The organism is Aliikangiella marina (assembly GCF_007004765.1).
Lineage (GTDB): Bacteria > Pseudomonadota > Gammaproteobacteria > Enterobacterales > Kangiellaceae > Aliikangiella > Aliikangiella marina.
Genome location: NZ_VIKR01000004.1, coordinates 284,930 through 306,991, shown reverse-complemented (window position 1 = coordinate 306,991; position 22,062 = coordinate 284,930). Strand labels below are relative to the sequence as shown.

The 22,062-nt window shown below is 42.2% G+C and carries 17 protein-coding genes; 13 read left to right on the top strand and 4 right to left on the bottom strand.

Annotated elements, in window-relative coordinates; genetic code table 11:
* The first annotated feature begins 94 nt into the window (after positions 1-94).
* A complete protein-coding gene (locus FLL45_RS16095) occupies positions 95-1,048 on the top strand; it encodes a DUF808 domain-containing protein (RefSeq protein ID WP_142943120.1) in 954 nt (317 codons plus the stop codon).
* Here the strand turns inward: FLL45_RS16095 and FLL45_RS16090 are convergent, their stop codons facing one another.
* Positions 1,049-2,284 carry an EAL and HDOD domain-containing protein gene (locus FLL45_RS16090; protein ID WP_142943119.1) on the bottom strand — a complete coding sequence of 412 codons (1,236 nt, stop codon included), beginning with the start codon at positions 2,282-2,284 and terminating at the stop codon, positions 1,049-1,051. It abuts the gene before it with no gap.
* A 158-nt stretch (positions 2,285-2,442) separates the two neighbouring features.
* Here FLL45_RS16090 and FLL45_RS23135 point away from each other — a divergent pair, with 158 nt between their 5' ends.
* Complete coding sequence (locus tag FLL45_RS23135; RefSeq protein WP_142943118.1) at positions 2,443-3,108, top strand: peptidylprolyl isomerase; 666 nt, start codon at positions 2,443-2,445, stop codon at positions 3,106-3,108.
* A 65-nt stretch (positions 3,109-3,173) separates the two neighbouring features.
* On the opposite strand, the gene FLL45_RS16080 is transcribed toward FLL45_RS23135, so the two are convergent.
* Positions 3,174-4,001, bottom strand: a complete 828-nt coding sequence (locus FLL45_RS16080; RefSeq protein WP_142943117.1) for a class I SAM-dependent methyltransferase — start codon at positions 3,999-4,001, stop codon at positions 3,174-3,176.
* Positions 4,002-4,184: 183 nt separating this feature from the next.
* Here FLL45_RS16080 and FLL45_RS16075 point away from each other — a divergent pair, with 183 nt between their 5' ends.
* Positions 4,185-4,688 (top strand): Lrp/AsnC family transcriptional regulator, encoded by a 504-nt coding sequence (locus tag FLL45_RS16075; protein ID WP_210247213.1) that lies wholly within the window; start codon positions 4,185-4,187, stop codon positions 4,686-4,688.
* 34 nt (positions 4,689-4,722) lie between these two features.
* On the opposite strand, the gene FLL45_RS16070 is transcribed toward FLL45_RS16075, so the two are convergent.
* On the bottom strand, positions 4,723-6,060 hold the full coding sequence (locus tag FLL45_RS16070) for an aspartate kinase (protein ID WP_142943116.1): 1,338 nt from the start codon (positions 6,058-6,060) through the stop codon (positions 4,723-4,725).
* A 289-nt stretch (positions 6,061-6,349) separates the two neighbouring features.
* On the opposite strand from FLL45_RS16070, the gene trhO reads away from it, so the two are divergent.
* Positions 6,350-7,342, top strand: a complete 993-nt coding sequence (gene trhO / locus FLL45_RS16065; protein WP_142943115.1) for an oxygen-dependent tRNA uridine(34) hydroxylase TrhO — start codon at positions 6,350-6,352, stop codon at positions 7,340-7,342.
* 69 nt (positions 7,343-7,411) lie between these two features.
* On the opposite strand, the gene FLL45_RS16060 is transcribed toward trhO, so the two are convergent.
* Positions 7,412-10,033, bottom strand: coding sequence for a TonB-dependent receptor plug domain-containing protein (locus FLL45_RS16060; protein ID WP_142943114.1), 2,622 nt, complete (start codon positions 10,031-10,033; stop codon positions 7,412-7,414).
* Between the two features lie 722 nt (positions 10,034-10,755).
* Here FLL45_RS16060 and FLL45_RS16055 point away from each other — a divergent pair.
* From FLL45_RS16055 to FLL45_RS16015, 9 genes are all read left to right on the top strand, one after another.
* Positions 10,756-11,319, top strand: coding sequence for a DNA-J related domain-containing protein (locus FLL45_RS16055; protein WP_142943113.1), 564 nt, complete (start codon positions 10,756-10,758; stop codon positions 11,317-11,319).
* Positions 11,320-11,742: 423 nt separating this feature from the next.
* Positions 11,743-12,219, top strand: coding sequence for an adenosylmethionine decarboxylase (speD, locus tag FLL45_RS16050; protein ID WP_142943112.1), 477 nt, complete (start codon positions 11,743-11,745; stop codon positions 12,217-12,219).
* A gap of 26 nt (positions 12,220-12,245) precedes the next feature.
* Positions 12,246-13,094: a polyamine aminopropyltransferase gene (speE, locus tag FLL45_RS16045; RefSeq protein WP_142943111.1), complete on the top strand. Its 849-nt coding sequence runs from the start codon at positions 12,246-12,248 to the stop codon at positions 13,092-13,094.
* Between the two features lie 55 nt (positions 13,095-13,149).
* On the top strand, positions 13,150-15,147 hold the full coding sequence (gene speA, locus FLL45_RS16040) for a biosynthetic arginine decarboxylase (RefSeq protein ID WP_246075847.1): 1,998 nt from the start codon (positions 13,150-13,152) through the stop codon (positions 15,145-15,147).
* Between the two features lie 4 nt (positions 15,148-15,151).
* Positions 15,152-16,150, top strand: coding sequence for an agmatine deiminase family protein (locus FLL45_RS16035; protein WP_142943330.1), 999 nt, complete (start codon positions 15,152-15,154; stop codon positions 16,148-16,150).
* Positions 16,151-16,233: 83 nt separating this feature from the next.
* Positions 16,234-17,091 carry an N-carbamoylputrescine amidase gene (gene aguB, locus FLL45_RS16030; RefSeq protein ID WP_142943110.1) on the top strand — a complete coding sequence of 286 codons (858 nt, stop codon included), beginning with the start codon at positions 16,234-16,236 and terminating at the stop codon, positions 17,089-17,091.
* A 71-nt stretch (positions 17,092-17,162) separates the two neighbouring features.
* Positions 17,163-18,287, top strand: a complete 1,125-nt coding sequence (locus FLL45_RS16025; RefSeq protein WP_142943109.1) for a hypothetical protein — start codon at positions 17,163-17,165, stop codon at positions 18,285-18,287.
* A 54-nt stretch (positions 18,288-18,341) separates the two neighbouring features.
* Complete coding sequence (gene hrpB, locus FLL45_RS16020; RefSeq protein ID WP_185964500.1) at positions 18,342-20,879, top strand: ATP-dependent helicase HrpB; 2,538 nt, start codon at positions 18,342-18,344, stop codon at positions 20,877-20,879.
* A 28-nt stretch (positions 20,880-20,907) separates the two neighbouring features.
* Positions 20,908-22,059: a PrpF domain-containing protein gene (locus FLL45_RS16015; protein ID WP_142943107.1), complete on the top strand. Its 1,152-nt coding sequence runs from the start codon at positions 20,908-20,910 to the stop codon at positions 22,057-22,059.
* The last annotated feature ends 3 nt before the right edge of the window (positions 22,060-22,062 follow it).

The following is a 22,062-nucleotide window of genomic DNA, read 5'->3' as shown; positions in this document are numbered from 1 at the left end:
TCTGTGACTATTTGGTCGATAAGAATTTTCAATTCCGCCAGTAAATCAGTTAGTATGATTGCCATAATCAATAAAAATTAAATAAGGACTATTTATGGCGGGATCAAGTCTACTCGCGCTTTTAGATGATATCGCAACTCTACTGGATGATGTTTCAGTGATGACAAAGGTTGCAGCCAAGAAAACCTCTGGGGTCCTCGGGGATGATCTGGCCTTAAATGCGGAACAGGTTGCTGGAGTGAGAGCTGATCGAGAACTGCCGGTGGTTTGGGCAGTCGCTAAAGGATCGTTTAAAAACAAATTTATATTGGTGCCTGCGGCTTTGGCAATCAGTGCATTTGTACCCGTTTTGATCTTGCCATTGTTGATGATTGGCGGGGCTTTTTTATGTTTTGAAGGTTTCGAAAAAGTCGCTCATAAATTACTCCATAGTAAAGAAGAAGATCAACAAAAACATCAAGCGATCATTAAAGCGGTGGCGGATCCCAAAGTTGACATGGTTGAGTTTGAACAGAACAAAATCAAAGGTGCAATAAGAACCGATTTTATTCTTTCCGCAGAAATTATCGTTATTGCCTTAGGTACCGTTCAAGACAAAGCATTTGAAATGCAGGCCGCGGTGGTTTCGATTTTGGCACTGTTAATTACGGTTGTTGTGTATGGCTTAGTGGCCGGTATTGTAAAACTCGATGATGCTGGTTTTTATCTGATCAAAGCCCAAGGAGAAGCGCTTTTAGCTCGATTGAAACGAGCGTTTGGGCGTGGCTTATTGTCTTTTGCACCGTTTTTAATGAAGTCACTTTCAGTCGTTGGTACGGCCGCCATGTTTTTGGTGGGTGGCGGAATACTGTTGCATGGTATCCCGGTTTTAGAACCTTTTGTCCATGGATTTCAACAAGTGGTTGCGGGCTGGCCTTATATTGGCGGAACCTTAGCGTTTCTCTCGGATTCAATAATTGGAGCACTAGTCGGGATAGCTGCGGGAGCAATATTGGTGGTTATTATGACCCAAGTGCAGAAGCTCACAAAAAAAACAGCTAGCGCTTAGTTACAGCAGCTCACACAGTTGGTTGGTCCATGTAATCGCGTTTTCATGGGCCGAAAATAACTCAATGTTATCCTCTGCAGATAAATGCTCAGTGGCTTTCCAGTCACCGGTTTCTACCCCTTTTGCCAATTTTAAGACTTCGCCGATGGGGCCTGATTCATCGATGAGCGCATCATTCATCTCTTGCGCTAAGTCGAGTTTATCAATCAGCCAGGCTTTGTCGGCTAGCATCACAGCATCGATTCCAGAGAACAATCCGGCTGTGAAATAACGTTCAGGGTGTTCAAAGCGCTTGGCAAGCGCGTATTGCTCGCAAGTCCGACCGCGCTGCAATAAAATGCGAAACAGTTCGGTTGATTGTTTCGAGTTATTGGACAAAGCCATTGCCATGGCCCACTTCTTGATCTGGTCGAGTCCGAGAAACACCACCGCTTCTTTCAAACTACTGACTTTTCTTGGCAGCCGACAAAGTGGACTATTGATGATTTTAAGAATTTGATAGCTCAGCTTAGTGTCTCTTGAAATTGAGTTGCATAAGTCATCAATGTCGATATTAGGCTCTTGCAATTGAGCAACGATTTCCAGGGCAATTTGTGAGTTATTATTGATCTTCTTGCCATAGACCAATTGAGGTCGCTCCAAAAAATATCCCTGGAATAGCTCGATACCAGCGGCTCTGCAGACGTCATGTTGTTGCTGAGTCTCTACTTTTTCTGCCAAAAATATCGGCCGGCGATCAAGCGTGGAAAGGATGTTATTCTCAAGCTCATGAATTGAATCTTTCAGGGTTACATCCGAAATATGCAGTAGATCAATTTTGATATAGTCTGCTAACGGGACCAACGGGTCGTATTCCGGTAAAAAACTATAATCATCAAGCGCAAACTCGTATCCCAGCTTTTTCAAATCAGCGACTTTATTCACTAATCTATCATCGACTAGGGTATTTTCCAGAATTTCGATGACCACCCTGTCCGGTTGAATCGGGAAGAAGTAGTCTGACAAAATTAACTCGCGGGTCAAGTTGATGAATATCTTAACGTAAGGGGCTTCTTCGTCATTTAAGATCCCACCGCAATAATTAATTAGTAGCTCGCTGGTGGCGCGATTACCATCCTCGAAAATCGCCTCGTTAGGATGCATAGAGCGGTAAAGTAGCTCATAACCGTAGAGTTTGTTGTTACCGTCGAAGATAGGCTGACGGGCAAAAAGTAAGTCTTTTTCTGGTGGCTGCATATTTCTAATAATCTTGTGTAATGCTCATTATTTAACGGCATCGTTTGTAAAAAGTTTAGTTGAGAATACAAGAATGTCTAGGCATTGCTTTCACAATTTTAAGCGCAGAGCCTATAATCGATGCAAATATTTTAATAAACATAAATAAAGAGAATAAAATGCTTAGTTATAATCTACCGATAAAGTCCTTTCGAACGCTGGTTTGCTTCACTTTTGTGTTTATCCTGGGGGCGTGTACCTCAGAAGATCCCTTGATAAGCGCGACTAAACAATTTATCGCTGAGCAAAACATTGATCAGTCAAAAAGCGATTGGAAAATCAATTTACCGAAGCCGCCGCAGCAGACTTTTAATCCCGATAAAAAATATTATTGGGAAATGACCACTTCAGAAGGGCCTATCACCATTGAATTAATGCCTAGCGTAGCACCAATGCATGTATCAAGTACCGTTTATCTCACGACATTGGGATTTTATGATGATCTTACTTTTCACCGAGTGATTACTGGTTTTATGGCGCAAGGTGGCGATCCCTATGGAAATGGGGTCGGTGGACCGGGTTATAAGTATTCCGGTGAATTTAGCCCGCAAGCCAGACATGACAAAGCAGGAATTTTGAGCATGGCTAATGCGGGTGCTAATACCGATGGTAGTCAGTTTTTTATAACGTTTAAACCCACACCGCACTTAGATGATCGACATACTGTGTTTGGTCAGGTCGTAGCTGGGATGGAAACGGTTAAAGCCATTGAGAAGCTTGGCTCGAGAAGAGGAACACCAAAGAAAGAAATCAAAATCGTCAAGGCAAGCATTCGGATTGATTAGTTTGGTTTCAAATCGGATAAAAAAGCGGAACAGTGTTCCGCTTTTACTTTGAGTGGAGTAGGCATCTAAGATTTGTTTGGTTTAACAAACTTTAATGTCATACGGTCACTTTCGCCAATTGCCATGTATTTCTGCTTGTCTTTGTCTCCGTGGCGATAACCTGGAGGTAAGGCCCAAACGCCATCAGGGTGGTCTTTGGTGTCCTTGGGGTTCGCATTGATCTCTGAGGTAGCGACGAGCTTGAAGCCCGCTTTCTCAGCGATTGCAATAACGTCGGCTTGCTTTAAATAGCCCAGTTTCCCAGATGTGTCGGCAGGTACCTTAGCGCCTGCTCGATGCTGTACGACACCGAAAATACCGCCAGGTTTTAACGCTTTGAAGATAGCCCCATAAACCGCTTCTGAGTGACCACGGCGATGCCAGCCATGCGTGTTTCTAAATGAAACAACCATATCTGCGCTACCAGCTTTGGCGATATCAAGCATGCTAGGAGGCTCCATGATAGTCACTTGGGTTTTGTCATAGACGGCGGGATTACTCTTGAGCTTTTCGGCGAAAGCTTTGGCGTTACGGCTGTAGTATTCGACTTCAGATTGAGGGTTAAAGCCGGCCGCAATGTATGTTCCATTGTCTCTCAAATAAGGTGCAAGAATTTCGGTATACCAGCCTCCGCCGGGAGAAATTTCGACAACCGTCATATCATCTTTAATTCCAAAAAATTCAAGAGTCTGTTGAGGATGACGATATTGGTCGCGTTCAGCATACTTTGCGGTGCGCTGTTCACCTTTTATCACCTTTTCCAGTTTGCTGGTTTCAAAAGCGGAGGCACTAGTACTAACTAGAGCTGAAAACAAGACGCTTAGTGGAATCAGTTTTTTAATTGTTTTATTCATAAGCCGTTATCCTTTGATAAATGAAAATGCATTAAACCGAACTCAGTCTATATACGCAAGTATTGCGATTGATGATCATCATCGATAAAAAGTAAAAAAATATGACACAGATACCGTTATGAAAGATTGTCATAGAAGTTTGCTTGCAGCATTTTAGTGACAAATGTACCATGAGGATCCCATGTGACGGATTACATTGTTATATCGATGACTCATTTAGACAGAATAGATAGAAAGATATTAACGATTTTGCAAAAGAATGCGCGAATCACCAATAAAGAGTTAGCATCCCAACTCGGCCTGTCGCCACCACCGACCTTAGAGCGAGTCAAAAAGCTTGAAAGTTCTGGGTATATTACTGGTTATGCAGCACTGTTAGATCCGAAGAAAATCGACCTGGGTACCGTTATGATGGTCTCGGTGAGTTTGCATCAACACTCTCAAGATACGATTGATGATTTTTATAAAGCCGTCGATTCGTTAGATGAAGTGCTCGAGTGCTACCATGTGACTGGAGATGATGACTTTATGCTCAAAGTTGTTTGCAAAGATATAAACGAGTACGAGCGTTTTGTGAGAGAAAAACTGGCTAAACTCAATAGCTTGGGAAAAATTAAGTCTTCGGTTGTGTTATCAACCCTTAAAAATGCGATTGAATACCCCATTCGCGAGCCTTTTTTAAAGTAACGGCGATAGTCTCTAACACCGCAATTAAAAGGCGCTACTTTTCAATTAAAAGTTTGTGTAATTGTTGACTTAAGTCTAATGCGTCTTGGCTGTTGGTTAGGAAACAAATCGCGTTATCATTGAGCTGATAGCTCGAGTTTATCTTGGATACTTCACTACTGATTTTGCGTTTCAATTCTCCGAGCATGTTTAAACTAAAATTGCCAACCAAACTCACTAATCCAAAGCCTGATTGAAAAGATAAGCCTTTGGGTAACACCTGCGCGACTTCTAAATCTGCTGGTTGGGTAGAATCGCTATTAGCATATACAAACACTAAGTGGTGTTGGTTTTCTTGCTGTAAAGTGACTAATAGGTCGAAACCCATGGCTAAAATGTTTCGAGTGATCTCGCTATCAAAGTGTTCAGGCACGGATAAAAGACTGACTTTCGGTTCGCTAGCGATACCAATGATTCCTGCTCCAGTATTGCCCTCTGTTGCGGTAATTAAAGTACCGGGTTGCTTCGGGTCGATGGTTGATTTCACTTTAATTGGAATTTGTTGACTCGCCGCAGGCTCTATCGCTCTTGGGTGAAGCACTTTTGCGCCCAGCCGTGCTAAATCGTTGGCCTGCTCAAAGTCAATTCGGTCTATCGGTTGAGCGTTGGTTATCTCTCTTGGATTTGCTGAGAATATACCGGCCACGTCGGTCCAAATCTCAATTCGTTTCGCGCCAAGTTTAGCGGCGAGATAAGAAGCTGATGTATCTGAACCTTCACGACCAAGCAATACGGTGTTTTGGTTTTTGTCGCTTGCAATAAAGCCTTGGGTGACAATAACCGATTCAGATTGAGGTAGTTTATCCACCAGTTCAAGGGAGCGTCCAAACTGACAAATTGCGCTGGTAAAGTGATGCCACTCATCACTTGAATCTTCGCTGACTAGCAACTCGCGAACATCTTGCCAATGGCACCTTATTGGTTTAGCGTTTAGATAGTTTGCCCCAATTTGGGTGGATAATAATTCTCCATATGAAAGGACTCTAGCGTGTGCAGCAGGGGTGATTTTTTGCTTTGTTGCGATATGCTGACACTCTAGCGAAAGTTGATTGAAATAGTCATCCAAAAGCGCATCCAGTTGAATGCCAAGCTGCTTGCAAAAGTCTAAATGTCGGATTTTTAAAGCGTTTAGCGAGCGCTCAAATTTTGACTCAAGTGCTTCATGAAGAAGCCGTTCGAGCTCGTTTGAGACATTCTTCAATGCCGAAAGAACGATCAGCGGTCGATCGCCATCATCAAGAACCTGCTGTACAGCATTAGCAATCGTTTCCCAATGCGAGGGTTTTGCAACACTACTACCACCAAATTTTAGTATAACCCATTGCTTTTTCATGCTTTGTCTTGTGAATACTCGGTTCTATCTTATGAGGTTAGGTCGACGCAAGTAAGAATTTGCACGCCTGAACGCTTCAGTCAACGAAAGGGGGATAAATTTGGGCACACTTTATCATTAAAGACCTTCAATGGTTAGTAAAGGCTGACTATTTTTTGAGTGAGTGTTTTTCTATTTACTCGATTGGTTAATAAATGAGCAGTAATTGTTGATTAAAAGTAGAAAATGATTATAATGCCGCCTCACAATTTTGCCCTGATTTTACGTTTCAGATTGCAAGAGGAATAATATGTCTCAATACGTTGTTTGTGCGATGTACAAGTTTGTCGCGCTCGAAAATCATCAATCAATCCGTCAACCTTTACTTGATTTTATGCTTGCGAATGATGTTCGCGGTACCTTATTACTTGCCCACGAGGGTATAAATGGCACTGTCGCGGGTTCTAGGGAATCTATCGATTCTTTGCTTGTCTGGTTAGAAAAGCAGCCCGGCTTAGATAACATTGTTTATAAAGAGTCTTACACAGAGGAAGCACCTTTCAAGCGCACCAAGGTTAAACTCAAAAAAGAAATTGTCACTATGGGGGTCGAGAATATTGATCCTAATCGGGTTGTTGGTACCTACGTTGAACCGCAAGACTGGAATGATCTGATCAATGATCCTGAAGTGATCCTCATCGATACCAGAAATGATTACGAATATGCGGTCGGCACATTTAAAAATGCGATTAATCCAAAAACGGAGACATTTAGAGAGTTTCCTCAGTATGTGAAAGATCATTTAGATCCAGCGAAACACAAAAAAGTCGCAATGTTTTGTACTGGTGGTATTCGTTGTGAGAAATCGACAGCATTATTAAAGCAAGAAGGTTTTGAAGAAGTTTTCCATCTAAAAGGTGGTATTTTGAAGTACTTAGAAGATGTACCCAAGGAGGAGACGACTTGGCAAGGAGAGTGCTTTGTTTTTGACGACCGCGTGACTGTGGATCATGACTTAAATAGAGGTCACTATGATCAGTGTAATGCTTGCCGGTTACCAATAACTGAAGAAGATAAATTGTCAGCGCAATATCAACAAGGAGTGAGCTGTCCTTACTGTTTTGATAAAACAACGCCGGAACAAAAAGCCCGTTACGAGGAAAGAGAAAGACAAATGCAGTTGGCGAAAGTTCGTGGTGAAGAGCATATCGGCGGCGATGCCGCACGAAATTTAGCAGAGAGGAAAGTATTGAAACGTCAAAAGCGTGCTGAACAAATAGCTAAGAGTCAACAAGGTAGTTGATCGTATTTGATAAACACTAGCCACAAAAAAAGGGAGCGATTGCTCCCTTTTTTTATTTATTTGATTTGCTTAGTCAAAAGTGTAAGTTGCTCTGACATAAGTAAATCTTCCTTGACCACTATGAATAGTAGTTACAAACCCCATAAAGTCATGGTGGCTGTAGGGAGGTTCTTCGTTGAATAGGTTGGTTGCACCCACAGAAAGAATCACGTTTTCAATGCCGCCGTAATTGTATGAAGCATCGACTGTCATCCAAGAGTCAACGGTTTTATCACCGAAACCAGCGTCCGCATCACCTTTAAATTCATCAATAAAGTTAAGGGCTAAAGCCGCACTGGATTCATCATTTGACCACTCAGATGATAGCGTCCAACGCATTTCCGGTTGTTCGAAATCTCCTTCAACACGATTGACTCGTTGACCACCGGTTGCATCAGGACGAAGTTCTTCAAAGTCCAATACATAGTTCAGCACATATGCGAAATTGAATCGACCAACATCAGTATCCATGCCGTATCGAATATCAAAGTCTAATCCCGATGTATTTAAATCACCGATGTTTTGGAATGAGTCAAAAATGCGAACGACTTCACCTGGATCGTTTGGATCTGCTGAAGGTAAACGTTCAACGACATTAGGATCTGAACCAAAGTTAGTAAATACAAATTGGGTGTCAGAATCAATGATGTCTTCGATCTCGTAATTGTAGTAGTCAACCGAAATGCTCCAGTCGTCATTTACATCATAAATCACACCGAAGTTATAGCTTGTTGATTCTTCAGGTCCTAAATCAGGATTACCCTCGAATACAGCTGTGTACTCTTGTGGTACACACGCATTATTGACGTTACCGACTGCATTACATCTAACGGTATCAATTAAGCTTGGCGATTCATCAGTTCGACCAAGACCCAGTTGATGTAACGAAGGTGCTCGGAAGGCAGTACCATAAGAACCACGTACGACAAGATCATCGGAAGCTGCCCAGCGGAATGCTACTTTAGGGTTAGTTGTCGTACCAAAATCACTGTAATCTTCGTTTCGAACAGCCAACTGTAACTCAAAGTCGTCAGTGACAGGAATAGCTAATTCAGCGAAGATAGAAGTATTATCGCGCTTCCCATTTGCTTGGGTTGCCTCGGTTCCAAAAACGTCTCCACGCAAGAACTGGTCATCTGGGTTATCTGCAATTTTTTCTTCGCGATATTCCAAACCAACCGCTAGCATAATTTCGCCGGCATCGATATTTGCAATCGGGCCAGACATGGTTGCATCAAATGACTTATGGGTTGATTTACCGACACGAGTCGTTGTGGTTTCAATAAAGTCGAGCGCCTCTTGCGTGTTGGAAGAAGGTTCGAAGGGGTTCCAAAGGCCGCTATCGATAGCTTCTTGTACTCGGCGAGAGTTTGGAAAACCATCGACACCGCGTTCTGTCGAGTTATTCTTGATATAACTAATCGCAGTTGTCCAGTCCCAATCCCCTGCAGAGCCCTCTAAGCCCAAAACGGCTCGATAGTAATTGGTTTCAACACGCTTTTCACGGTTACCTATATCAACGGTTCGACGACGCATTGTTAAGTCTTGCTGAAAAAACTGAGAGCCGGGATCATTTGCAAATGGATGATTTGGATTATCGCCAGCCATAAACAGCTCATTAAAGCTCGGACTACCTGCCCCACGGATGGTTGAGCGTGCGTTTTGGCCGTTTAACTCAGTAAAAGCTGTGACACTATTGGTCAGGTCATAGCGACTCATATAGTTAAAACTAAAACGTTCTGTCGACGGGAACATTGACATGAAAGGCGCATAATCATATCGACACAAGGTACCCACAATATCTTCTGGTGCACAAACATCATTACCGAAAGTGTCTGGAACGCGAACGGTTGGATCAGAAGCTAGCGCGATAGTTCCGGGAATACCGGATGAACTTCGAAAATCTACCGCGTCAGGGTCATTGGGGCGAAGTGCTGTTTGGTTGGATGTTCTTGAGTATGAACGGTCAGCATAAAGTACTTCTTCACGATTAAAATAGTCCATGATGAATGTGTGGCTAGAGCGTTCATTGACGTTACCCCAAAGGACGCTCACATTGGTCTCTTCACCGCCGCCGTCGGCTGTGGTGCCGTACTTGCCAGAGATCTCAACCCCGTCAAAATCGTCCTTCAGAACAACGTTAATTACACCAGCTATCGCATCGGAACCATAGGTAGCTGATGCGCCGTCTTTAAGAATATCAACACGTTCGATAGCGCTAAGTGGAATGTTATTAATATCAACAAAAGCAGTATCGATGTTTTTAGCAAACGGAGAAACTGATACGCGTCTGCCGTTGACCAAGATTAAAGTTGAATCTGCACCAAGTCCACGCAGAGAAACACTTGAGCCACCATTAGCGGTGTCATCGCTGCTATTGGCCTGGGTTGAAAAAGTTCCTTGCCCAGAAATTGGTAACTTCGCAAATAAACCAATCAGATCTGTTACACCGGTTAACTCAATATCTTCAGAGGTTAAACTTGTGACAGGCGATGGGCCTTCTGTATCGCTACGTTTTATATGAGATCCAACAATGGTAAGCTTTTGTTCTTCTTCGCCTTCATCTTCAGCTGCGAAAACGGCTGCAGGTGCAACTAAAGCACTAGCCAATGCCATAGTTACCAGCCGGAGTTTAAATGGGTTTTTTATCATTTTATGTAACTCCCTTTTTTTTGAATTTTAGTGTTATTAGTTAGAATTTTGATACGACTCGTCCGACAAAATTCGAGTCGACTATACCGAAGCACTATAGGGGGGTCAAGGTAACCAAAATTGATGTTTTTAACTGGGATAAGTGCTTTTTAGCGGGCGGAGCGTAAATAAAATTTTATGTATGAAAAGATGTTTTTATTCATCTCATTTAGTGATGTGTTGTAGGCTAATAAACACAGGGCCTGGAACAGAAATTGAAAGTTAGGTATCGCAAAAAAAATATGTTTTTATCGATGATTTAATTGAAATATTTTCTAATTGTGTACGTTTGCAAATAACTATTAATTCAGATTATGAATGATTGAATATCGGGTAAATTGTAGAGTAATAATTTTTAGCGAAGTGAATAATTATTGCTATAATTTACATAGCTTTCTGAGATACCAAAAGATGAGGTAAGCATTTGTTACGCTGCGTCATAAAAGGCTTAATTCATCCATTGTTGAACAGCTCATTAAAGCAATAAAAAATCGCAAAGGGTTTTGTTTGTTTAAAAGGACACTGATTGTTTAAAAATGTTCGCATTAATTAAAAGTGTTCTCACAGATCAAAAGCATGCTGATAGTTTAAAAAGACTCTGATAGATTAAATTAAATGAAATCGAATGTGATGTTAACGCATACAAGACGTCAAACTTCAAAGGATGTTATTAAACAAAAACAATGGATTACTCTAAAGTCATCGCTGATTATATTTTTGCTCAAGATGGGGTGACTCAAGAGTATCCTTTACTTAAGCACTTAGAAAAAGAGCATCCAAAGTTTTTTGAAACATTAGGTTTAAGACCCTCCTTGTATCAAAAACATTTCTTATTATTTCATCATTTGTATCGATTATCCGATGAGTTCGCAAAAAAGAATCTGCGGCTTTTAATTTCCCCTCTCGAAATCAGAGTAATGGCTTTTCAATCCGATGAATCTAAAAAAGCAGTAAACGAAACCGATGGTCTGCGTCAGTTTTATACCGAAATAAAGAACCTGGACTTATCTGCAGAAGAAATTGCAGAAATGCAAAAAGTATTTTGGCAAAAGTATCTTGCGCTCGATGAAAAAGCTAAATCGATTCAAATCTTAGGTCTCGAAGGAGATAGCGATTTGAATATACTCAAAGTAAAGAAACGCTTCAATGAATTAGCACAACAACATCACCCCGATAAAGGCGGGGATAGCAAACATTTTATGGAAATTAAAAATGCCTATGAGCAGTTGAAAAAGTTATTAACTTAAATCATTTATACAACAGAGTTTTCAATCAATCATATCTAAAGATTTACAGACTCAGTTGCTTATTTTTGTCTATTTAGACGGCTAAATCAGTTGCTATCTTGCAAGATAAGGTCAACAAACAGTGTTCAAAGTGGGTTGACAAGTTTTTATAAAAAGACAATATAAATCAAATAGATAGCGTTCCTGAGTGTTTAGAGTATATTAAGATGATTGTGATTTATAGGTTCACTGATGCGATTTTTCTTGATCTTTGCCAAAAAAAGCGTATAAAGCACATTCCAAAATTTGTTGGCTGACTGAAAAATGACCAATTGCAAGGTGTTTTATGGTTAGTCCGGCTGTTCAGGAATGGGTTCTGGAAATTACTTGAAATGGTTTCGTGTTCCAGGATTTTTTTGATTTTTGATTATAGGAGTAGGAGAAGTGTACAAAGACTTCGACTGTAACTCAGAAATTGATCCGACAGTCGCAACAGAAACTCATTGGCCTGAATATGTTAACGTCAATGAGAACGATGAGCGAAACGATCATTTCATTCGACGCGATGGCAAAACCTTCGCCGGTACACACATTATTATCGACCTTTGGGGGGCATCGAAACTTGATGACCTCAATGTCATGGAACAAGCATTCCGTGATGCGGTAACCGAATGTGGCGCGACCTTACTGCATATTCACATGCATCATTTTACGCCTAACTGCGGTATTTCCGGTGTGGCTGTACTTGCTGAGTCTCACATAAGTGTTCACACATGGCCGGAGGCGGATTACGCAGCATTTGACGTATTTATGTGTGGTGATGCGGAACCGCACAAAGCAACAGAAATTCTGCGTAAAGCTTTTTCTCCTTCGCGAATCGACGTGAGAGAGATTTTACGCGGTGAAAACATTGGCCAGTAGGCCTGTTCTTTGTTGAGAGCTAAACGATGGCTAAAAGATTCACTGAAACGCTTTACAGTACTTACGGTCAAAGCTTCACTATCGATGAAGTCCTTTTCGAAAACCGCACTGAGCATCAGCACTTAATTATTTTCAATAATAAGCAGTTCGGTCGAGTGATGGCGCTTGATGGGGTTATTCAAACCACAGAAAAGGACGAGTTTATATACCATGAAATGCTGACTCATGTGCCGCTGTTTGCTCATGGAAACGCGAAGCGTGTGTTGATTATTGGTGGCGGTGACGGTGGTATATTACGAGAAGTACTAAAGCATTCTTATGTCGAGCATGTCACTATGGTGGAGATTGATCGGGCTGTCGTCGACATGTGTGTCAAATACTTTCCGAAACACTCTGATGGTGCGTTCAATGATCCAAGAGTCAATCTTGTCATTGCCGATGGTGTTGATTTTATCGTTGAAAATCAAGATAAGTTCGATGTGATTATCTCAGACTCAACCGATCCAGAAGGCCCCGGCGAAGTTTTGTTTACCTCTCGTTTTTATCAAGGGTGCAAAAATAGCTTAACCGATGGCGGCGTGTTGGCGACTCAAAATGGTGTGAGCTTTATGCAACTGGATGAGGTTAAGACGACCTATCAACGTTTCGATGGTTTATTTGCCGATCGTTGGTTCTTCGCAGCACCAGTCCCCACTTATGTCGGCGGAATAATGACCCTGTCCTGGGGAACTGATGATTCAAGTTTACGTCACCAACCGGTTGCGGTTATCCAAGAGCGCTTTCAAGCAGAGGGTTTTAAAACTCGTTACTATAATCCTCAGGTCCATGTTGCTGCTTTCGCGTTGCCACAATATGTTGTTGACGAACTTGCTTAACAATTAGCTTTCGACGCAGTTATGCTGACGAGCGCTTCACAATATGGGGGTCGAGATGATGACTTCATCAAAAGACCAAAACATCGCGACAAACTCTAAAGTAAATTTTTTGCAAAGTGATGCTGCAGATAGATCCGACAGCAACCAAGATTGGTCGTCAGAAAAGGCTGAACAATTCTATAACCTGCCACAATGGAGCGAAGGTTATTTCGGTCTTGATGAGTCTGGGCATTTAACGGTAAACCCAAGAAAAACTCAGTTACAAACTAACTTTAAGTTATCTGAAATCTGCGCTCAGTTAAAACAAAGAGGCATGCAAATGCCAATCTTATTGCGCTTTGTTGATATTTTACAAGATCGTGTCAAGTCGCTTTGTGAAGCATTCAATCAAGCTATCAAAGATCTCAATTATCAAGGGCAATACACTGTTTGTTATCCGATAAAAGTTAACCAACAAAAACGCGTTGTGGAAGGAATTGTTGACAGTAACCAAAATTCCGAACGCAGCCAGGTTGGCTTAGAAGCTGGCAGCAAACCAGAGCTGATGGCAGTGCTTGCGATGTCTGAAAAAACAAATTCAGTGATTGTGTGCAACGGCTATAAAGATAGAGAATATGTGCGAGCAGCGCTAATCGCAACACAATTGGGACACACAGTTTTCCTTGTTGTTGAAAAACTTTCAGAGTTAAACCTCATTTTGCAAGAATCTGACTCAATGGGGGTTGAACCTAAGATCGGGGTAAGAGCGAGGCTCGCTTCAAAAGGTGAAAGTAAGTGGCAGGATTCTGGAGGTGACCACTCAAAATTTGGCTTATCGGCGAGTCAAATAATTAGAGTTGTTGAAACACTACAAGCATCTAATCGATTATCAACCTTTCAATTGTTGCACTTTCATTTAGGTTCACAAATAACCTCAATTCGTGACATTCAAAATGCGCTCAAAGAGTGTGCCCGTTTTTACGCCGAATTAATTAATTTAAAAGTACCAATTTCGACAGTAGATGTCGGTGGCGGATTAGGCGTCGATTATGAGGGAACTCAAAGCCAAAACCATTGCTCGGTTAACTATACTCTCAGCGAGTATGCCAACAATGTAGTCGGTGCGTTTTTTGATATCGCTGAGAAGAAAGGAATTAGTCACCCCGCAATTATTACCGAGTCAGGAAGAGCTTTGACCGCACATCACGCTGTTTTGATTACCAATGTGATTGATTCGGAGCGGCCACGAGAAGTACAAGTAGAAAAGCCGAGTACTCAATACGCTCATGAATTGCATGAGTTATGGCGAATTTTTCAAGAAGCTAAACAGACCAATGAAAATAATATCTTAGTAGAATGTTTCCATAACTCGGAATATTTGCTGAAGCAAATACTCGAAATGTTTAATCATGGCGTGATTAGTTTAGTCGAAAGAGCCTTGGCGGAGAGAATTTACCGACGTGTCTTATTTTTGGTCAAAAGCCAGTTGCAGCCGGAGTTACAGACACACCAAGAATTACTCGAATTGCTCAATGAAAAATTAGCGAGTAAATTTTTTGTAAACTTCTCGATTTTTCAGTCATTACCGGACGCTTGGGCTATTGAGCAAATCTTCCCTCTCATGCCACTTGCAGGTCTCGATGTTCCTCCCACTGAAACCGCAGTCATTCAAGATATTACTTGTGATAGTGATGGAATGTTAAAACAATATGTTAGCCAACAGTCCGTTACTAAGACTATCGAATTACCAGAGTACCAAGCGGGTCAGGAGTATTGGTTAGGATTGTTTATGGTAGGTGCCTATCAAGAAATCCTCGGCGATATGCATAACTTATTTGGCGATACTCATACAGTCGATTTTAAACTGGATGAATCCAATCAATTACAAATTGTGGCGACCGAAGAGGGGGATAGTGTCGAAGAGCTACTAGATTATGTCGACTTTAACGCTACTTGGTTGCTCGACTCATACAAACGACAGCTAAAAAATACCACCCTACCACAAGCAACTCAGCGACAGTACCTCGCAGAGCTTCGTCAAGGTATTTATGGCTACTGCTATTTAGAAGATTAGCTTGATGCAAGCGCGCGCATTGAAAAATAATGTCCGGTGGCCAGCTGAATGGGAAACTCACGAAGCGACCTGGATGGCATTTCCTTGCCGGCAGGAAATATGGTTAAACGGGTTAGAGAAGGCTCAAAAAGCTTTTGCTAACGTTGCCAATACCATCGCCGATTTCGAACCAGTAAAAATGCTCGTCCGACCGGAATTAATTGATTCCGCATCGCGTCTTTTATCCCGATCAATTGAAATCATACCAATGTCAATGGATGATAGTTGGACCCGAGATACAGCGCCTATTTGGCTTAAAAAGCAGGAGAGTTTAGTCGGTCTTAACTTTCAGTTTAATGCATGGGGTGAAAAGTTCTGGCCATATGACCAAGACCAAAAAGTCGCAGAAAAAATTAATCGTGTCGCAGGAACAGACAACTTCAATATTGAATTAATATTAGAGGGTGGCGCAGTTCATACCAATGGTCAAGGCGTCATATTGACAACAGAAGAATGTTTGTTAAACCCAAATCGAAACTCGCAGCTCAACCAACATCAGATTGAAAAGCAACTATTAGACATTTTTGGAGCCTCTCAAGTTATTTGGCTTTCGCGGGGACTTTCGGGCGATGTCGATACCGATGGCCATATTGACAATATTGCCTGCTTTGTCGACGAAAGTCTTATTCTGAGTCAACATTGTCCCAGTGCAAGTGAAAATTTTTGCATCTATGAAACGAATAAAAACATCGTCGCAAAAAGTGGTTTAGAACTATTCACTATAGCTGAGCCTGAACCTCGTTATTTTGATGGACAGCGAGTACCTTTAAGCTACATTAATTTTTATATCGCTAATGGTCTTGTTGTGATCCCAAAGTTTGGTTGCGTTCAAGATTCAGAGGCAATGAGTGAGATTACTAACCTTTTCCCTGACAGAAAAGTTATTGCGGTTGATGCAAATGAAATTTTGATTGGTGGTGGTGGGATACACTGCATTACAATGCAGCAACCCAAACTGTGCTAGCGACAGCGATAAAAAAGGTCTATTTTTAGCTATAGTGTTTTTGGAACTGTTGGGCCTTGGTTGACTAATATAGGAATGAAAGAGTGAGAGAAGTAACTTTTGCAACAACACAGTTTGCTGTGAGCGACAAACAGGAAGAAAATATTGCTAAAGCCGAGTCGCTAATTGAGGATGCAACACAACAGGGCGCTAACGTTATTTTGTTGCAAGAGTTATTCGCCAATCTGTATTGGTGTAAAGACCAAAATCCTGACTACTTCAGTTGGGCTGAACCTTTTTCTGCATCGCGAATACTGAAGCACTTTTCTGTCATCGCAAAAAAGCATCAAGTTGTTTTACCGATCAGTTACTTCGAAAAGTCCGGCAATAATTTTTTTAATTCGCTCGCGGTTATCGATGCTGATGGGACAGTATTAGATAATTACCGCAAGTCTCACATACCTGATGGTCCGGGTTATCAAGAAAAGTTTTACTTTTCACCAGGAGATACCGGATTTCGAGTTTGGCAAACAAAATATGGTCAATTTGGTGCAGCGATATGTTGGGACCAATGGTTTCCTGAGGCCGCTCGAATTTTGGCGTTAAAAGGCGCCGAAGCAATATTTTATCCAACAGCAATTGGCTCGGAGCCTCAAGATCCCACTATTAACTCTAAAGACCATTGGCAAAGAGTGATGCAAGGTCACAGTGCGGCCAATGTCATACCGGTTGTGGCAGCTAATCGAGTCGGTAGCGAAATTGGTGAAAGTTGCGAAGTTACTTTTTACGGTCACTCCTTTATTACCGACCAATTTGGCGATAAAGTGAGTGAGCTAAACAACACTGACGCTGGGATCGGTTTGGCATGTTTTGATCTTGATAAGATTGCGAGTGATCGACAAGCCTGGGGACTATTCAGAGACCGGCGACCTGAATTGTATCAGGAAATAACCGGCTTTTAATCTGTGAAAAAGTGTTCACAGCTCGTTAAAACTTGCTAAAATAGGCCACCTAGCGCGTAAAATTGAAAGATATGGAAGAGTCTATCAAGCCTAAAATTGGTCAACCGGACCTCACTGCAAATATCGAGAGGAAGGTTTGTGGATTGATTGATTCGGCGGAACAAAAAGCCAAACAGGAGGGCCAATATGTCGATGCCAAGTTATATCTGCAGTTAGCCGATCTTTTTCACTTTCATAAAAAGTACCAAAAAGAAGTTCAGATATTAAAGCGCTTTACCCACTTTAAATACGCCAACCGAGACGAGTTTGTTGATATTCTGGAACGGATTGAAAATGCCAAGGAACTTGATGCCTTAGTTGAGAAGCAAAAGGAAAAAGTCGCTCCGCTAGCGTTGGTGCCGGATGACGATCACGATGCTGAGAAGAAAGAAGAATTTATTTCAATTTCTAGCGAAAAGAAAGTCGAAAGAAGAGTCTCGACGGGTAAAGAGCCCTTTGAAACTCAGTCTCTGAAAGTAATCGCATTATCTGCTGTCTATACTGGGATTTCAGACAAAGATGAAATTGCCGAAGTCGCTATGGTTTTGTTTGAATATACGCCCAGTCGGATGAAAAAAAGCAAGATTATCAATACTTATTGGGGAAGCAGAAAAACAAGAAACTCAATTCCCAAGAAAACCATCAACCAGTTTAACCTCAATGTTCATGAAAAAGAGGTTCTAGCATTTGATAAAGACAAAGCTTTAGCGATGTTTGATCAAGCCGACCTGGTTGTCAGTCACAATGACGCGGAAATCGAACGTAAATTAATGGCAACGCTAGTACCTGAAATGGTTAACATTCAATGGTATTCTAGTGAGCGCGATATTCCATGGCGCGCGATGGGCTTTGAGTCAAATCGACTGACTCAGCTAGCAGGTCAGCTCGATGAAAAAATTCCTCGTTCATGTATGGATAGAGCAATGTTCATTAGCAGAATGCTGCAGAGAACCGAGCCTTTTTCCAATCATGTATACTTAGAGCGACTTTATAACATGCAGCCGATGAAAGCATTTGAGTGGACTGACGGATTAAAAAAACAAACTAAAAAAATCGCAAGAGGCAGTGGCTATAATGCTATTTGGGTTGCGATTGGGGTAACGGTTATCGCCATTACAGGCGTGACACTTTATTTGATTAGTCAAGACATCATTTAACGACCCTAAATCATCTGTTTCTTTTAATTGCGGTCTGGATACGTTAATAACACTTTGAATACAACAAGAATCTCAACATTAATCCAAGACTCTCGCCTACCCATCGTAGATATCCTCGATGAGTTTTCTGTAAAGCTGAATGATTATCCTGCGGTTATTATCAGTGCCGAACCTGGTGCTGGCAAGACAACAATTCTGCCTCTCGCGCTATTGGCAACGCTTAAGCTAGGAAAAAAAATAATTGTATTAGAACCGAGGCGTATAGCGGCGAAAAATGCTGCGATGAGAATGAGCCAGTTACTGGGACAACCGGTGGGTGATTCAGTCGGTTTCAGAGTGAGAAATGAAACTCGAGTTTCCAAGAACACCCAAATTGAGGTCGTTACTGAGGCAGTTTTTACTCGAATGATTCAGTCTGACCCTGAGTTAGCCCAAGTAGATTATGTTTTATTTGATGAATTTCATGAACGCAGCTTAAGCAGTGATTTAGGGCTGGCTTTCGCCATTGATGTCCAAAATAGCTTGAGAGAAGATCTCAAAATTATCGTTATGTCGGCGACGTTAGAAGTCGAAAAAGTGCTTAAGTTATTTCATCGGGCGTCACTCATTCAAAGCAAAGGTCGAGAATTTCCAGTAATGGTGCAACATCGGCCTGTTGCAAAGCATGATGATATGCGCGTAACCTTAGTGCGTGTTATTAAGGAGTTTATCAAGTTACAAAAAGAGAGTCATTATCCACCCAACATCTTGTGTTTTTTTCCTGGCATAAAAGAAATAAAAACATCCATGGATTTTCTCAATGAGTCGTTTTCCTCAGACCGAGAAATTCAGATATTTGAGCTTCATGGAAGTTTACCCTTCAAGCAACAACAGCAAGTACTCTGCAATGACATTCAAGTTCGAAAAGTCATACTGGCGACCAATATAGCGGAAGCGAGTATTACCATCGATGGTGTCGGCTGTGTCATTGACTCGGGGATGAGCCGTTATGCGCAATTTGACCCGAACGTTGGTTTTGATCGTTTAAAAACGGTCCGCGTTTCAGCTCACTCCGCCGAGCAGAGAAAAGGCAGAGCAGGAAGGTTAGCGGCAGGTATTTGCTATCGACTATGGCCACAATCCCAAATCCTGCGAGAAGCGAGTGTCCCCGAAATTTTAAGAACGGACTTGTCATCTGCGTTATTGGAAATGAGTCTATGGGGAGTAAAAAGTCCCCAAGCGTTGGCATTAGTTGAACAACCAAACCTAGGAAGCATCGCGCAGGCACAACAACTCCTTAAGCAGCTTGGCGCTATCGATCAGCAACTCAATATCACCCCCCATGGAAAGTTAATGACAAGATTTGGCGCTCACCCAAGAATCGCTCATATGATCATTAGGGCAAAAGACTTTCGATTAGTTGAACTCGCTTGTTTAGCTGCGGCATTACTCGAGGAAAAAGATGTTTTTCTCGGTCAGCGAGAACATGATGCTAATTTTTTTAATCGAATCCAGCATTGTTTAGAGGTTTCTGCTTTAAACCATCAGGTCCAGAGAGTGTTGAAGCAGTCAGATCGCTTTCGAAAACTTGCAATGACAGCAGGCTTACTTAAAAGTGAAACTTCGCAAATTAAAGCCTTTCCTGAAGATTTGGCCAAGCTACTTGCATTCGCTTTTCCCGACAGAATTGCACAACGCCGAGGGAGTGGTTACAAACTTGCTTCAGGTACTGGCGTAAAACCGCCCCAAAATGATTTTTTCAAGTCTGAGTTTATCGTTATCAGTCAGTTGGTCGGCCAAGCCAATAATACGAGAATATTTCATGGCGTTGAAATCGGCTTGGAGGTTTTACAAGACTTGTTTGCAGATACGATAAAAGCGGTTGAGGTCACGTTTTGGGATGAACAATCACAATCGGTTCGCTGTGAACGACAAACTCGATTAGCAGAAATCGTTTTATCAAATCAACCTGTAAAAAATTTTTCTCCGCAAGCAATGACAAATGGGCTACTTGAGGGGGTAAAGCGTAATGGGATTGAAAAGCTACCTTGGTCTGAATGTGCTAAGCAATGGCTGGCTAAATTACGCCTGATAAAAGGAAAAACGCGTTTTTGCAGCGATGTACCAGATATAAGTGAGGGTTGGCTGGTTGAAAATTTGGCTACTTGGCTAGGGCCATGCATCGTGGGCTTAACCAAAATATCACAAATTGATGAAAAGGTTGTCGTTAATGCTTTACAAAATCTGGTGAGCTGGCAAACCTTACAGCAAATAGAAGCCTTAATGCCAGAACGAATAAAAGTGGCGAGCGGCTCACAAATAAAAGTAAATTATCTGCATGGAGATAAACCCGTTTTAGCCGTAAAACTACAAGAAATGTTTGGCGAGACAGAGACTCCGCGCCTGGCAAACGGAGAAATTTCTGTTGTGGTACACTTGTTATCACCTGCAGGCAGACCGTTGCAGATAACAGAGGACTTGGCACACTTTTGGCAAACTAGCTACCAAGAAGTTAAGAAAGAAATGCGCGGTCGCTACCCCAAGCACCCATGGCCCGATGATCCGCTAAACGCCGAAGCGACTCGATATACTAAAAAGCGATCAAAGACATAATAACGAATATTTTCTGGGGACTGAGTCTATGAATCAATCTTCAATTCCTGCGGTGTGGATGCGCGGCGGGAGTAGTAAAGGATTATTTCTTCTAGCGGGAGATTTACCCAAATACGAACGCGAGCGAGATAAAGTAATTTGTCGCCTATTTGGTAGCCCCGATCTCTATAGGACTCAAATGAACGGTATCGGCGGGGCCACTTCCAGTACCAGCCTAGTGGCAATTATAAGCGAATCTGAAGACCCTGAATTTGATGTTGAATATGTTTCTGGCAGTGTCTCAATTGATACCGATGTAATCGACTATTCTGGCTTTTCAGCCAATCTTTCTGCTGCGGTTGGGGTTTTCGCTGTTGAGCAAGGCTTAGTTATTCCGGATAAAGATGGAGGCTACTGCGTCAAAATATTGCAATCAAACATTAATCGTCAACTTAATGTGTATTTACCCATCAAAGACCGACAACCGCTGGTGAGTGGCAACTTCCCAATCAGCGGAGTTTCGGGAACTGGCGCGCCGATCAAAGTAGAACTCCTCGAGCCTGGCTTAGGTAAACTAGGTCGGGTGTTGTCGACCGGACAAACAAGCCAATTGTTGGATGTACCTGGGTTTGGTGAAGTGGCGGTTAGTTTACTTTCAGCGGGTGGCAATACGGTATTTGTCCGCGCCGCGGATGTTGGCTTACAAGGGACTGAGTTTGCGAGGGATATTGAAAGCAAACGAGAAACGCTGAATTTACTTGAGCTTATTCGTTGTATCGCAGCGGTTGAAATGAATATTTCGCCGACGATAGAGTTCGCCAGGAGTCATCAACCATCTTCGCCTAAAGTCGTTTTAGTCGCTAAACCTCAAGCGTTTGTCTCTGCCCAAGGTCAGACGATTACCGCGCAAGAGCAAAATATTTGTTGTCGGATGCTCTCTGGTGGTTTAGTGCACCATGCCTATACCGGCACTGCTGCCATAGCGACCAGTGTTGCAGCGCAAATTCCAGGCACCATTGTTGAACAGCTCGCTGTGCGTGAGGAGGAAAGTGAATCCTGCATAAAAATAGCCCATCCCGGTGGTATTTTTGCGGTTGATTCCTCTGTCAACGAAAAGGGGGGATTTTGGGTCGCAGAAAAAGCCACTTTTACTCGGACTGCACGTACCTTGATGATAGGTGAAGCTTTCTATATGGATTAACGC

What these genes read in the sequence shown, in the direction of transcription:
- FLL45_RS16095 (WP_142943120.1), top strand. Translation starts at nt 95, where the DNA reads ATGGCGGGATCAAGTCTACTCGCGCTTTTAGATGATATCGCAACTCTA.
- FLL45_RS16090 (WP_142943119.1), bottom strand. Translation starts at nt 2,284, where the DNA reads ATGCAGCCACCAGAAAAAGACTTACTTTTTGCCCGTCAGCCTATCTTC.
- FLL45_RS23135 (WP_142943118.1), top strand. Translation starts at nt 2,443, where the DNA reads ATGCTTAGTTATAATCTACCGATAAAGTCCTTTCGAACGCTGGTTTGC.
- FLL45_RS16080 (WP_142943117.1), bottom strand. Translation starts at nt 4,001, where the DNA reads ATGAATAAAACAATTAAAAAACTGATTCCACTAAGCGTCTTGTTTTCA.
- FLL45_RS16070 (WP_142943116.1), bottom strand. Translation starts at nt 6,060, where the DNA reads ATGAAAAAGCAATGGGTTATACTAAAATTTGGTGGTAGTAGTGTTGCA.
- trhO (WP_142943115.1), top strand. Translation starts at nt 6,350, where the DNA reads ATGTCTCAATACGTTGTTTGTGCGATGTACAAGTTTGTCGCGCTCGAA.
- FLL45_RS16060 (WP_142943114.1), bottom strand. Translation starts at nt 10,033, where the DNA reads ATGATAAAAAACCCATTTAAACTCCGGCTGGTAACTATGGCATTGGCT.
- FLL45_RS16055 (WP_142943113.1), top strand. Translation starts at nt 10,756, where the DNA reads ATGGATTACTCTAAAGTCATCGCTGATTATATTTTTGCTCAAGATGGG.
- speE (WP_142943111.1), top strand. Translation starts at nt 12,246, where the DNA reads ATGGCTAAAAGATTCACTGAAACGCTTTACAGTACTTACGGTCAAAGC.
- speA (WP_246075847.1), top strand. Translation starts at nt 13,150, where the DNA reads ATGATGACTTCATCAAAAGACCAAAACATCGCGACAAACTCTAAAGTA.
- FLL45_RS16035 (WP_142943330.1), top strand. Translation starts at nt 15,152, where the DNA reads ATGCAAGCGCGCGCATTGAAAAATAATGTCCGGTGGCCAGCTGAATGG.
- FLL45_RS16025 (WP_142943109.1), top strand. Translation starts at nt 17,163, where the DNA reads ATGGAAGAGTCTATCAAGCCTAAAATTGGTCAACCGGACCTCACTGCA.
- FLL45_RS16015 (WP_142943107.1), top strand. Translation starts at nt 20,908, where the DNA reads ATGAATCAATCTTCAATTCCTGCGGTGTGGATGCGCGGCGGGAGTAGT.